This is a genomic window from Bartonella sp. AP1QHHD (genome assembly GCF_042196265.1).
Classification (GTDB): Bacteria; Pseudomonadota; Alphaproteobacteria; order Rhizobiales; family Rhizobiaceae; genus Bartonella.
On record NZ_JBHIPW010000054.1, the window covers coordinates 127,222 to 139,630 of the forward strand.

Genomic DNA, 12,409 nt, shown 5'->3' on the forward strand with positions numbered 1-12,409 from the left:
AATATATAAAAACCTTCCACAAAGGCCCTTATTTCTTCTTACCGGCGATTGCCTTAGCAGGACCTTTACGCGTACGAGCATTCGTATGTGTACGCTGTCCTCGGACAGGCAAAGACCGGCGATGACGCAATCCTCGATAACAACCAAGATCCATCAAACGCTTAACATTCATAGCAACCTCACGACGAAGATCACCTTCAACTTGATACCCCTGATCTATTGCCTCACGAATCTGCAGCACCTCAGCATCTGAAAGCTCATGCACACGACGCCCCAAAGGAATGCCAACTCTTTCAATAATTTCTTGAGCAAATTTTGGTCCAATCCCGTGGATATATTGAAGCGCAATAATTACACGCTTATTTGTCGGGATATTGACGCCAGCAATACGAGCCACGCCTACTCTCCTTAGTTATTTTTGACAAATTGTTATAAAATACCTGATATACCTTATAGAAAAAAATAGACTCAGAAAAAAATTCTTCCGAATCCTATTATTTCACTAAAATAAATTAAATTCACTTTTGATGGATTTCATCTCAAAAGTCAACTCTTTTCATTTATTTCTAAAAAAAATCTCATGAAAGAAACCCTCTAATCATACGTGTCACTTCAGCAACACCAATCATTCCATCAATAACCTTCAACATTCCCCTCTCTGAATAAAATTTTGATAAGGGAGCTGTTTTTTCACGATATTCTACTAATCTTTTTGCAAAAGCAACAGGATTGTCATCTAAACGAACCTGTCCACCAGCCGCTATTGTTTCTTCAACGCGCTTCTTCATACGTTCAATCAACACGTCTTCATCAACACACAACTCAATAACAGCATTAAGCTGCGTATTTTTTGAATCCAGTATCTGTTGCAACGCTTCTGCCTGCCCTACAGTTCGCGGATATCCATCCAAAACAAAACCGTTTACACAATCAGCTTCATCAATCCGATCTGATACGATTTGATTAACAATACTATCAGGTACCAAAGCACCAGAACTTATAATAGCTTTAGCTTTTTTACCAATCTCCGTTTCTTTGGCAATCACCTCACGCAACATATCCCCTGTTGATAAATGAGGAATGCTATATTCCTCAGTCAACATTTTTGCTTGCGTACCTTTTCCCGCTCCAGGAGGACCTAAAAGAATAACTCTCATCGATTCCTTCTACCTCCACGAAGTTTTGATTTTTTTATCAACCCTTCATATTGGTGGGCAACAAGATGCCCCTGAATTTGAGCAACCGTATCAAGTGTAACAGTAACAACAATCAACAAGGATGTTCCCCCAAGATAAAAAGGAACCTGTAATGCAGATATCATAAATTCAGGTAACAAACAAACCAAGATAATATAAAGTGCCCCCACAACAGTAATACGCGTCAAAACGTAATCAATATATTCGGCTGTACGCTCACCTGGACGAATCCCTGGAATAAAACCAGAATGTTTTTTCAACTGATCTGCAGTATCACTTGGATTAAACACAATAGCTGTATAAAAAAAGCAAAAAAACGCCATTAAAAATGCATAAACAATCATATAAAGTGGCTGTCCATGACCAAGAGCATAAGAAATCTCCTGAACCCATTGTGGCATTTTATCAGAAAAATTATTAATAGTGGCAGGTAATAATAATAAAGATGAAGCAAAAATAGGTGGAATAACACCAGCAGTATTCAACTTTAAAGGAAGATGCGACATATCTCCTTGAAACATTTGATTACCGACCTGACGTTTCGGGTATTGGATAAGAATTCGCCGTTGCGCACGCTCTATAAAAACAATAAGCCCAATAACCAAAACAGCAATAAGAACGATTCCTATTAAAAGAAAAGTTGATAAATCAGCCTGACTATGAGCTGTCAAAAGCTGAGCAAAAGTAGAAGGAAAGTTGGCTACAATCCCTGTAAAAATGATAAGAGAAACCCCATTACCAATACCACGTGACGTAATTTGCTCGCCAAGCCACATAAGAAACATCGTTCCGCCAACAAGCGTAATAACAGAAGAAATACGAAACATAAGACCTGGTTCTAAAACAATTTGAAGCCCCGACCCTATACCGCTTTCAAGCGCAACCGCAATACCAAAAGCTTGTAGGATTGCCAATACGACTGTTACATAACGCGTATATTGATTGATAATCTTACGACCTAAATCCCCTTCTTTTTTAAGAGTTTCCAAAGAAGGAATAATAGATGTTAACAATTGCACAATAATAGATGCCGATATATAAGGCATGATACCCAGCGCAAAAATAGCCATACGCCCAACGGCACCTCCAGCAAACATATTAAAGAGTCCTAATACACCCGACGCGTGATGTTCAAATGTTTGCCGCAAAGCATCGATATTGATACCTGGAAGAGAGATGTAAGTGCCAAAACGATATACAAGAAGCGCCAACAGAGTAAACCAGATACGTTTCTTTAATTCAGTTGCACGCGAAAAGGTGCCGAAGTTTATATTGGAAGCAAATTGCTCTGCTGCTGATGCCATAAAACGTCTCCACTTTACACTCCAGTTCTTTAAATCACAGAAGTATAATCCTAAAATTCATATATGCATACATAAACAAATGCAGAACTTAAACAATTCTCCACAAAAGATCCCACAAAACAGATATCATTCTTCTTTAGGTCTCTATTCATATTAAAAAATTATCGAGCAATATCAGGAAGAATAACCTGACCACCCACTTTTTCAATCTTAACACGAGCAGCTTGTGAAGCACCAGAAACATGAAAGGTAATCTTAGTTTTCAAATCACCAGCAGAAAGAAGACGAACCCCATCTTTTTCACGACGAATAATACCAGCCTCTTTCAAAGAAACCATATCAACAGGCTTTTCAATATTCAACTTACCTGCATCAACTGCCAACTGAATACGTCCTAGTGAAACTTCATTGTAGGTTTTAGCAAAGAAATTCCTAAATCCACGTTTTGGCAAACGACGATAGATAGGCATTTGCCCACCTTCAAAACCATTAAGGGAAACACCAGAACGTGACTTTTGCCCTTTTACACCACGACCACCAGTCTTACCCGTACCGGAACCAATACCACGCCCAACACGCTTACGATTTTTTGTTGCGCCTTCGCAATCACGCAGTTCATTGAGTTTCATATCTAATACTCCCGCAACCCTTAACCTTCATCTATAACGCGAACAAGATGCCGAACCCGAGCAATCATACCCCGCACACAAAGTGTATCATCTAAAACGCGCCGACGACGCATTTTATTTAGTCCAAGCCCCTTTAAGGTTGCACGCTGAATCTGTGAGTTTCGAATAGGGCTTCCAATTTGTTCCACAGTCACAGTTTTACCACTCTGAGATTTTTTCTGAACCATTTCCTAATTCCTTTTCTGATAATCTCAGAAACTACCCTTCTAGGTCGACTAAATGGCGACGACGCGCCTGCAAAGTCGAATACTTTATACCACGTTGAGCAGCAATATCTCTAGGATGCACTTGATGTTTCAAGGCATCAAATGTTGCACGAACCATGTTATAAGGATTCGACGATCCTAGTGATTTTGCAACGACATCCTGCATACCAAGAGCTTCAAAAATAGCACGCATCGGTCCCCCAGCAATAATACCAGTACCAGCAGAAGCCGAACGTAGCAAAACACGCCCAGCTCCGTGACGACCTTCAAGATCATGATGCAATGTACGCCCAGACCGAAGCGGAACATAAATCATCCCACGTTTTGCAGATTCCGTTGCTTTACGAACGGCTTCTGGAACTTCACGGGCTTTACCATGTCCAAAACCCACACGCCCTTTTTGATCTCCAACGACAACAAGAGCGGCAAAACCAAAACGCCGACCACCCTTTACAACTTTAGCAACACGATTGATATGAACGAGCCTATCGACAAATTCATTATCGCGTTCTTCTCTCTCACCACGTTCTTTTTGTGCCATTCCTCATTCCTTTTTCTTTTCCGGAAGCACGATAACAAAGTCCCTCATCAAACTGGAAGAACTTAAACGAAATACTCTAAACTCTCCTTACTCATTCATAAATAAGAAATTTTAGAAATTCAAACCACCTTCACGAGCAGCTTCAGCTAAAGCTTTGACGCGACCATGGTACACATACGCTCCACGATCAAAAACCACCTCATTAACACCCGCTTTCTTCGCACGCTCAGCAATTAACTTACCAACAGCAAAGGCCGCCTTTTTATCAGCACCACTCTTTAACGATTTTTTCAAATCACTTTCAAGAGTAGAGGCTGAAACAAGTGTACATCCCCGCAAATCATCGATAACTTGAGCATAAATGTTCTGATTTGAACGATAAACACTAAGCCGAGGACGATCATGAGAAACCATTTTAATTCTACGACGAACACGCCTTGCACGACGTTGGATAATGTCCTTAGATGAAACCATAATACAAAATCCTTATTTCTTTTTACCTTCTTTACGGAAGATACGTTCATCTGCATGCTTAACACCTTTACCTTTATAAGGCTCAGGCCTACGATACTCACGAATCTCCGCTGCAACTTGTCCAACTTGCTGTTTATCAATTCCAGAAACAACAATTTCCGTTGGCTTAGGAACAGTCACAGTAACACCCGACGGAACTTTATAAACCACATCATGCGAAAAACCCAGAGATAGTTGAACATCCTTACCCTGCAAAGCAGCACGATAACCAACCCCATTAATCTCCAACCTCTTTTCAAAACCATCTTTCACACCACAAAAAATGTTCTCAATCATTGAGCGCGACATACCCCATTTAGAACGCGCATCTTTTGACTGATCCCGCGGCATAACTGATATGATATTGTCCTCAAGTTTGACTAAGACTTCATCATTGACGACGTAACTCAGCTCACCTTTTGGACCTTTTGCCTTAACCAGCTGACCTTCAACAGTAGCAGTAACTCCAGAAGGAATTGAAATGGGTTTCTTTCCAATACGAGACATTGTTCTAACCTACTTTTTCTTCCGTTTTCTTGACATAACTTAGAAAACACGACAAAGGAGTTCTCCACCAACATTCTGTTCACGCGCCTCATGATCTGCCATGACGCCTTTAGGAGTCGATAAAATCGAAATACCAAGGCCATTTGCCACCTGAGGAAGTGACTTAGCAGAAACATACACACGACGCCCTGGCTTTGATACACGTGAAATCTCACGAATAGCAGCCAGCCCTTCAAAATACTTCAATTCGATTTCAATTTCAGCTTTTCCATCACCTAAATCAATTCGATTATATCCGCGAATATAACCTTCCGACTGAAGAACATCAAGAACGTGTGCACGAAGCTTCGAAGCTGGAGTAACTACTTTACCTTTTTTACGACCAAGTGCATTACGAATACGTGTTAACATATCACCAAGAGGATCTGACATAGACATTAAATAATCTCCTCTTACCAACTAGACTTTACAATACCAGGAATATAGCCAATAGAGCCAAGCTCACGCAACGCAATTCGCGACATTTTTAATTTACGATAATAAGCCCGCGGACGACCTGAAACCTCACAGCGATTACGAATACGAACTTTCGAAGAATTACGCGGCAACTCTGCCAACTGAACAGAAGCTTTAAAACGTTCTTCAAGAGAAACCTTCTGATCCATAACTATTGCTTTCAAACGTGCACGACGAGCAGCATAGCACTTTACCATCAACTCACGACGCTTATTTTTTTCAACGGCACTTACTTTGGCCATAATTTCACCTCACTACGCTTGCCGTTACGAACGAAAAGGAAAATTAAAAGCACGCAATAACTCACGAGCTTCATCATCCGTTTTTGCTGTCGTACAAACAATAATATCCATGCCCCAAATTTGATCAACTTTATCATAGTTGATTTCTGGAAACACAATGTGTTCTTTAATACCCATAGCAAAATTGCCACGACCATCAAAACTCTTTGGATTTAAACCACGAAAGTCACGAACCCGCGGAAGAGCAATCGTCACAAGACGATCTAAAAACTCAAACATACGATCTTTACGCAATGTAACTTTAGCCCCAAGAGGCATTCCTTCACGAACCTTAAAGGTCGCAATAGAATTACGCGCACGCGTAACAACAGCCTTCTGACCCGTTATTAGCCCTAAATCCTCAGCGGCAAGGGAAGGTTTCTTGGAATCAGCAGTTGCTTCACCTATCCCCATATTTATTACAACTTTATCAATCCGCGGAATTTGCATTGCATTTCTGTAATTAAACTTCTCTTGAAGCACTTTACGAATCACTTCAAAATAATGCGCTCTCATACGCGGTATTTGTCTTTCCTCAGCCATTAATCAACTCTCCCGAACGCTTGGCAAAACGAACCTTATTACCATCTGCATTCACACGAAAGCCTACACGTGTAGGCCTACCATCTTTAGGATCAGCAATCGCCAAATTAGACAGATGAATCGGAGCTTCTTTAGAAATAATTCCAGCTTCTTGCTTCTGCGTTTGACGTTGATGACGTTTAATCATATTAATCCCACGAACAAAAGCCTTATTCTCTTTTGGACTAACCTTAATTACTTCACCACTACATCCTTTATCCTTACCGGACAAAACAACAACTTTATCACCTTTTCGAATCTTCTGCATAACATTTACTCCTTACAGAACTTCAGGAGCAAGCGAGATGATCTTCATATGATTCCTACCACGCAATTCACGGGGAACAGGTCCAAAGATACGAGTACCGATCGGCTCTTTTTTATTATCCACCAAAACCGCAGCATTACTATCAAAACGAATGACACTACCATCTGCGCGACGAATATCCTTAGCAGTACGAACCACAACAGCTTTCATAACATCACCTTTTTTAACACGTCCACGAGGAATTGCATCCTTAACCGAAACAACAATAATGTCACCGACCGAAGCATATTTCCGCTTTGAACCGCCTAACACTTTGATGCACATGACACGACGCGCTCCAGAATTATCAGCAACGTCGAGGTTTGTTTGCATCTGAATCATGACTGGCCACCTTCTCTTAACACATATATCCGATTGTACCTTTTACACACTCGGATTTGCCTGCCAAATAACGATAAAGTTATCGCCTTCAAATTTATCAATGATAACCACACTGTTAAATTCTAAAACAATAAGCTTAACTCATTACGCTACATTGTCTTTTACAACAATCCAACATTTATCTTTCGAAATTGGTCTAGATTCTTGAATAGAAACTTGATCCCCAATCTTAAATTGGTTGTTTTCGTCATGCGCTTTATAATTTTTAGACTGCCGAACAGTCTTCTTAAGAAGCGGATGAGAATAACGGCGTTCAACTTTGACAACAACAGTCTTATCACTTTTGTCGCTAATAACAACACCCTGCAAAACGCGTTTAGGCATCTCTTATTTCCTTAAACCTTACTTTCACTTATCTTTTGACGAAGAAAAGTTTTAATACGCGCAATATCACGACGAACTTGTCTAACGCGCGCAGTCTTTTCTAATTGACCTGTTGCTTTTTGAAAACGCAAATTAAATTGCTCTTTCTTTAACTTAGCCAATTCACCTTTCATTTGGTCGAGCGTTTGCGCCCGTAATTCTGTGGCTCTCATCGCTTAACCTCACTATTCAGCAATACGCTGGATGAAACGCGTTTTTATAGGCAACTTTGCAGCACCTAATCTTAGTGCTTCACGTGCAACATCCTCCGGAACTCCATCAAGCTCAAACATGACGCGCCCAGGAGCAACACGTGCAGCCCAATAATCAACACTTCCCTTACCTTTACCCATACGAACTTCAGTCGGTTTAGATGTAACCGGAAGATCTGGAAAAATACGAATCCACACACGACCAGAACGCTTCATATAACGTGTAATCGCACGACGCGCCGCTTCAATTTGACGAGCAGTGACCCGCTCCGGCTCAACAGCCTTCAAACCGTAGGCACCGAAATTCAAATCCGTACCACCCTTCGCAAAACCGTGAATACGGCCTTTGAACTGTTTACGGAACTTTGTGCGCTTTGGCTGCAACATTGTTCTCTACTCCAAATTTTAGTTCAATCTCAAAAACTAAGCATTTTCGCGGCGACGATTCGATGAAGAACCAGATTGATCAGCTTCCGTAGCACGACGTTCTGAAGCCATCGGATCATGCTCAAGAATCTCACCCTTAAAGACCCAAACTTTAATACCACAAATACCATAAGCGGTCTTAGCTTCTGCTGTACCGTAATCAACATCAGAACGCAAGGTATGAAGTGGAACACGACCTTCACGATACCATTCCATACGAGCAATTTCAGCACCACCAAGACGGCCAGAACAATTGATACGAATACCTTCCGCACCAAGACGCATAGCAGACTGAACAGCACGCTTCATTGCACGACGAAAAGCAACACGACGCTCTAACTGTTGAGCAATTGATTGCGCAATAATTGTCGCATCAATCTCCGGTTTACGAATCTCCACAATATTCAATGAAGTTTCAGCATCCGTCATTTCTGATAGCTTACGACGAAGCTTTTCGATATCAGCACCCTTTTTACCAATAATCAAACCAGGACGTGCAGAATGAATCGTAATACGACACTTTTTATGAGGACGCTCAATAACAACCTTAGAAATAGCTGCCTGTTTAAGCTCCTCAAGCACATATGAACGAATTTTCAAATCTTCATGAAGAAGGCGCCCATATTCACCACTATCAGCATACCAACGAGAGTCCCAAGTCCGATTAACACCAAGACGAAGTCCTATTGGATTGATCTTCTGCCCCATTACGCGGCCTCCACTTTTTCGGTAACTTCACGAACAATAACAGTAAGATGCGAAAATGGACGTTCAATTCTACTAGCACGCCCTCGACCACGAACATGAAAGCGCTTCATCACTATCGACTTACCAACATAAGCTTCCGCCACAACAAGCGAATCAATATCAAGATCGTGGTTATTTTCTGCATTTGCAATTGCTGATTCAAGCGTTTTTTTCACAGTAGCAGCAATACGCTTGCGTGAAAACATCAAATCAGCGAGCGCTACATTAACTCTTTTACCACGAATCATTGCAGCAACTAAATTAAGCTTCTGCGGACTAACACGAATTGTCCGCGTGACAGCTCTTGCTTCATTATCTTTAAGCTGGCGCGAAACTTTAGCTTTTCCCATTCCTACTTCCTCTTCGCTTTCTTATCGGCACCATGACCATAATAAGTTCGGGTAGGAGCGAACTCACCAAACTTATGCCCAACCATCTCTTCAGAAACAGAAACAGGAATATGCTTATTACCGTTGTAAACACCAAAAGTTAAACCAACAAATTGCGGTAAAATAGTAGAGCGACGACTCCATATTTTTATAACTTCGTTGCGCCCACTTGAACGTACCTTCTCTGCTTTACCAAGAAGATAGCCGTCAACAAACGGACCTTTCCACACTGAACGAACCACCTCAGACTACCTTTCTCATTTCTTGCGTTGATGACGCGTACGCATAATAAATTTATCAGTAGCTTTATTGGAGCGCGTACGCTTACCTTTCGTAGGTTTACCCCAAGGAGATACTGGATGGCGCCCCCCCGATGTACGACCTTCACCGCCACCGTGTGGATGATCAATGGGGTTCATAGCAACACCACGAACATGTGGACGCTTACCACGCCAACGTGACCGACCTGCTTTACCATCATTAATATTCCCATGATCAGGATTTGAAACAGCGCCAACAGTTGCAAAACAGCTACTCGGAACCAAACGCTGCTCACCAGAATTTAAACGAAGAATAGCCATGCCATGATCTCGTCCAACCAACTGCGCATAAGCACCTGCTGAACGTGCAATCTGCCCTCCTTTTCCTGGCTTCATCTCAACATTATGAATAATTGTACCTACAGGCATATTAGCAAGAGGCATAGCATTACCTGGTTTAACATCCACATTTAAACCAGCCATAACAGAATCACCGACACCAAGACGCTGTGGTGCAAGAATATAACTCAATTGCCCATCCTCATAGCGGATTAAAGCAATAAAAGCGGTACGATTAGGATCGTATTCTAAACGCTCAACCTTTGCTGAAACATCACGTTTAAGACGCTTAAAGTCGACAAACCGATAACTACGTTTATGTCCACCACCCTGAAAACGAGCAGTAACACGACCGCGATTATTACGTCCACCCTTTGAAGACAAACCTTCTGTTAACATCTTTACAGGTTTTCCCTTATAAAGACAAGAACGTTCCACAATAACAAGCTGACGCTGCCCAGGTGTCATTGGATTAAACTGCTTAAGTGCCATTATTCCTATCTCCGAGCCTCTTAAAGACCTGTCGAAACGTCGATAGTCTGACCACTGGCCAGAGTTACGATCGCTTTTTTGACATCACTCTGCCGACCAACTATACCTTTGAAACGCTTCACTTTACCCTTACGGACTATCGTGTTAACTGCTTTAACTTTTACGCTAAAAAGCGCTTCAATAGCAGCCTTAATCTCAGGCTTCGTCGCTTTCGGCGCGACATTAAAAGCAACTTGATTATACTCAGAAATCATAGTCGCCTTTTCAGTAATAACTGGACTAATAATTATATCATAATGGCGAAGATCTGTCATTTAAAACGCTCCTCAAGAGCCTCAATAGCTGCTTTTGATAAAACAAGTTTGCTGCGACGCAAAATATCATAAACATTAATTCCCTGAATAGGCAAAATGTCAATATTAGGGATATTAGAGGCTGCACGAAAAAAGTTAATATCAATCTCTTTACCACCAATCAAGAGAGCGTTATTAAATCCAAGCTTAGAAAAATGAGAAACAAGCATTTTCGTTTTAGCATCCTTAACAGTCAACTCATCCACAACAATTAAATCTTTTGCTTTTAATTTTGCAGATAAAGCAAGACGTAACCCAAGAGCACGAATCTTTTTAGGAAGATCATGCGCATGGCTACGAACCACCGGTCCATGTGCCTTACCCCCACCTCTAAACTGCGGTGCACGTGCAGATGAATGTCGAGCACGCCCAGTTCCTTTCTGTTTAAACATTTTTGCCCCTGTTCGCGACACATCAGAACGACCTTGGGATTGATGACTTCCCTGCTGACGACGTGCAAGCTGCCAACGAACAACACGTTGCAAAATATCCTCACGCGGTACAAGATCAAAAATAGCCTCAGAAACCTTTAATTTGCCAGCTTCATTACCATCAAGAGTTTTAATTACAAGATCCATTATTAGGCTCCCTCAACTTCAGAGGTTTCCGTCACCGGAGTAACCATTTCCGCTTTCTCCTTCACAAGACGGCGAATACCAGCAGGCTTTGGAGCATTATCAGGAAGACGCTTCTTCACAGCATCCCGTATCAAAATCCAAGAACCTTTAGAACCAGAAACAGCACCACGCACTAAAATTAAACCACGCTCACTATCAGTGGAAATAACTTCAATATTCTGTGTTGTTACACGCACTTGCCCCATATGGCCAGCCATTTTTTTGCCTTTAAAAACTTTACCAGGATCTTGGCACTGCCCTGTAGAACCATGAGCACGATGTGTGATCGAATTACCATGGGAAGCACGATGCCCACCAAAGTTATGTCGTTTCATAACACCAGCAAACCCCTTACCAATACTGGTACCAGTCACATCAACTCTTTGTCCTGGAACAAAATGTTCCACTGTAATCTCAGTACCAACATCAAGAAGATTGTCGGGACTCACACGAAACTCTGCTATTTTGGCTTTAGGCTCAACAGAAGCCTTAGCAAAATGTCCACGAAGAGCTTGTGAAGTATTCTTAACCTTAGCAAAGCCTACACCTAATTGAACAGCAGTATAACCATTCTTTTCAACTGTACGCTGAGCAATGACTTGACAATTCTCCAAACGAAGTACCGTCACCGGCACATGCTCACCAGCATCATTATAAATACGGGTCATGCCCAGCTTCTGTGCTATTACACCTGAACGCATCGGGTCTGTTCCTTCTGTCCTCAAACCTCAGAGCTTAATTTCTACATCCACACCAGCAGAAAGATCGAGCTTCATAAGCGCATCCACTGTTTGCGGCGTTGGATCAACAATGTCAAGAAGACGCTTATGTGTTCGCATCTCAAACTGCTCACGACTTTTCTTATCGATATGCGGTCCACGATTGACCGTAAACTTCTCAATCCGCGTCGGAAGCGGAATGGGACCACGGACATTTGCACCGGTACGTTTAGCAGTCGATACGATCTCACGCGTCGACGTATCAAGAATTCTATGATCAAACGCTTTCAAGCGAATGCGAATATTCTGACTGTTCATGCTCTTTATTTCCCTGTTATACAAAGTGCCTTCAATAATCAAAGCACTCAACAAGCATTATTTATTCAATGATCTTAGAGACGATACCGGCACCAACAGTACGACCACCTTCACGAATAGCAAAACGCAG

General features: G+C 41.8%; 24 protein-coding genes and 1 pseudogene. All 25 read right to left on the reverse strand.

Annotated features, from left to right (window positions below; translation table 11 throughout):
- Positions 1 to 28: 28 nt before the first annotated feature.
- On the reverse strand, positions 29 to 397 hold the full coding sequence (gene rpsM, locus ACFIME_RS05675; RefSeq protein WP_026500557.1) for a 30S ribosomal protein S13: 369 nt from the start codon (positions 395 to 397) through the stop codon (positions 29 to 31).
- A gap of 181 nt (positions 398 to 578) precedes the next feature.
- Positions 579 to 1,157, reverse strand: coding sequence for an adenylate kinase (locus ACFIME_RS05680; protein ID WP_375617730.1), 579 nt, complete (start codon positions 1,155 to 1,157; stop codon positions 579 to 581).
- Positions 1,154 to 2,500 (reverse strand): preprotein translocase subunit SecY, encoded by a 1,347-nt coding sequence (gene secY / locus ACFIME_RS05685; protein ID WP_375617729.1) that lies wholly within the window; start codon positions 2,498 to 2,500, stop codon positions 1,154 to 1,156. The genes ACFIME_RS05680 and secY overlap by 4 nt, the downstream gene beginning before the upstream one ends.
- A gap of 161 nt (positions 2,501 to 2,661) precedes the next feature.
- The gene (rplO, locus tag ACFIME_RS05690) at positions 2,662 to 3,129 is read right to left on the reverse strand and encodes a 50S ribosomal protein L15 (protein WP_375684633.1); all 468 of its coding nucleotides are present in this window, start codon (positions 3,127 to 3,129) and stop codon (positions 2,662 to 2,664) included.
- A 20-nt stretch (positions 3,130 to 3,149) separates the two neighbouring features.
- Positions 3,150 to 3,356 (reverse strand): 50S ribosomal protein L30, encoded by a 207-nt coding sequence (gene rpmD / locus ACFIME_RS05695; RefSeq protein WP_375611481.1) that lies wholly within the window; start codon positions 3,354 to 3,356, stop codon positions 3,150 to 3,152.
- A gap of 31 nt (positions 3,357 to 3,387) precedes the next feature.
- Positions 3,388 to 3,936, reverse strand: a complete 549-nt coding sequence (gene rpsE, locus ACFIME_RS05700; RefSeq protein WP_375617727.1) for a 30S ribosomal protein S5 — start codon at positions 3,934 to 3,936, stop codon at positions 3,388 to 3,390.
- 111 nt (positions 3,937 to 4,047) lie between these two features.
- A complete protein-coding gene (gene rplR, locus ACFIME_RS05705) occupies positions 4,048 to 4,410 on the reverse strand; it encodes a 50S ribosomal protein L18 (RefSeq protein ID WP_273791414.1) in 363 nt (120 codons plus the stop codon).
- 12 nt (positions 4,411 to 4,422) lie between these two features.
- Complete coding sequence (gene rplF / locus ACFIME_RS05710; protein ID WP_375617726.1) at positions 4,423 to 4,956, reverse strand: 50S ribosomal protein L6; 534 nt, start codon at positions 4,954 to 4,956, stop codon at positions 4,423 to 4,425.
- 39 nt (positions 4,957 to 4,995) lie between these two features.
- Positions 4,996 to 5,394 carry a 30S ribosomal protein S8 gene (rpsH, locus tag ACFIME_RS05715; RefSeq protein WP_375613142.1) on the reverse strand — a complete coding sequence of 133 codons (399 nt, stop codon included), beginning with the start codon at positions 5,392 to 5,394 and terminating at the stop codon, positions 4,996 to 4,998.
- Between the two features lie 14 nt (positions 5,395 to 5,408).
- Positions 5,409 to 5,714, reverse strand: a complete 306-nt coding sequence (gene rpsN, locus ACFIME_RS05720; protein WP_375617724.1) for a 30S ribosomal protein S14 — start codon at positions 5,712 to 5,714, stop codon at positions 5,409 to 5,411.
- 24 nt (positions 5,715 to 5,738) lie between these two features.
- On the reverse strand, positions 5,739 to 6,296 hold the full coding sequence (gene rplE / locus ACFIME_RS05725) for a 50S ribosomal protein L5 (protein WP_375662255.1): 558 nt from the start codon (positions 6,294 to 6,296) through the stop codon (positions 5,739 to 5,741).
- Entirely contained in the window at positions 6,289 to 6,603 is a 315-nt protein-coding gene (gene rplX, locus ACFIME_RS05730) for a 50S ribosomal protein L24 (RefSeq protein WP_375617722.1), read from the reverse strand. The genes rplE and rplX overlap by 8 nt, the downstream gene beginning before the upstream one ends.
- Before the next feature lie 12 nt (positions 6,604 to 6,615).
- On the reverse strand, positions 6,616 to 6,984 hold the full coding sequence (gene rplN / locus ACFIME_RS05735; protein WP_004855715.1) for a 50S ribosomal protein L14: 369 nt from the start codon (positions 6,982 to 6,984) through the stop codon (positions 6,616 to 6,618).
- Between the two features lie 144 nt (positions 6,985 to 7,128).
- Positions 7,129 to 7,368, reverse strand: a complete 240-nt coding sequence (gene rpsQ / locus ACFIME_RS05740; RefSeq protein ID WP_012231991.1) for a 30S ribosomal protein S17 — start codon at positions 7,366 to 7,368, stop codon at positions 7,129 to 7,131.
- Positions 7,369 to 7,379: 11 nt separating this feature from the next.
- Positions 7,380 to 7,580 (reverse strand): 50S ribosomal protein L29, encoded by a 201-nt coding sequence (gene rpmC / locus ACFIME_RS05745; protein WP_375662257.1) that lies wholly within the window; start codon positions 7,578 to 7,580, stop codon positions 7,380 to 7,382.
- A gap of 12 nt (positions 7,581 to 7,592) precedes the next feature.
- Positions 7,593 to 8,006 (reverse strand): 50S ribosomal protein L16, encoded by a 414-nt coding sequence (gene rplP / locus ACFIME_RS05750; RefSeq protein WP_375611475.1) that lies wholly within the window; start codon positions 8,004 to 8,006, stop codon positions 7,593 to 7,595.
- A gap of 36 nt (positions 8,007 to 8,042) precedes the next feature.
- A complete protein-coding gene (gene rpsC / locus ACFIME_RS05755) occupies positions 8,043 to 8,753 on the reverse strand; it encodes a 30S ribosomal protein S3 (protein ID WP_273791408.1) in 711 nt (236 codons plus the stop codon).
- The gene (gene rplV / locus ACFIME_RS05760) at positions 8,753 to 9,142 is read right to left on the reverse strand and encodes a 50S ribosomal protein L22 (RefSeq protein WP_273791407.1); all 390 of its coding nucleotides are present in this window, start codon (positions 9,140 to 9,142) and stop codon (positions 8,753 to 8,755) included. The genes rpsC and rplV overlap by 1 nt, the downstream gene beginning before the upstream one ends.
- A gap of 2 nt (positions 9,143 to 9,144) precedes the next feature.
- Positions 9,145 to 9,423, reverse strand: coding sequence for a 30S ribosomal protein S19 (gene rpsS / locus ACFIME_RS05765; RefSeq protein WP_375617719.1), 279 nt, complete (start codon positions 9,421 to 9,423; stop codon positions 9,145 to 9,147).
- 15 nt (positions 9,424 to 9,438) lie between these two features.
- Positions 9,439 to 10,272 (reverse strand): 50S ribosomal protein L2, encoded by an 834-nt coding sequence (gene rplB, locus ACFIME_RS05770; protein ID WP_375662259.1) that lies wholly within the window; start codon positions 10,270 to 10,272, stop codon positions 9,439 to 9,441.
- 20 nt (positions 10,273 to 10,292) lie between these two features.
- On the reverse strand, positions 10,293 to 10,586 hold the full coding sequence (locus ACFIME_RS05775; RefSeq protein ID WP_273723987.1) for a 50S ribosomal protein L23: 294 nt from the start codon (positions 10,584 to 10,586) through the stop codon (positions 10,293 to 10,295).
- The gene (gene rplD / locus ACFIME_RS05780; protein WP_375617717.1) at positions 10,583 to 11,203 is read right to left on the reverse strand and encodes a 50S ribosomal protein L4; all 621 of its coding nucleotides are present in this window, start codon (positions 11,201 to 11,203) and stop codon (positions 10,583 to 10,585) included. Before rplD ends, ACFIME_RS05775 begins: the two co-directional genes overlap by 4 nt.
- 2 nt (positions 11,204 to 11,205) lie before the next feature.
- Entirely contained in the window at positions 11,206 to 11,943 is a 738-nt protein-coding gene (rplC, locus tag ACFIME_RS05785; protein ID WP_375662260.1) for a 50S ribosomal protein L3, read from the reverse strand.
- Between the two features lie 27 nt (positions 11,944 to 11,970).
- Positions 11,971 to 12,279 carry a 30S ribosomal protein S10 gene (rpsJ, locus tag ACFIME_RS05790; protein WP_005773267.1) on the reverse strand — a complete coding sequence of 103 codons (309 nt, stop codon included), beginning with the start codon at positions 12,277 to 12,279 and terminating at the stop codon, positions 11,971 to 11,973.
- Positions 12,280 to 12,340: 61 nt separating this feature from the next.
- Positions 12,341 to 12,409, reverse strand: a pseudogene (locus tag ACFIME_RS05795) (elongation factor Tu); the annotation flags it as partial.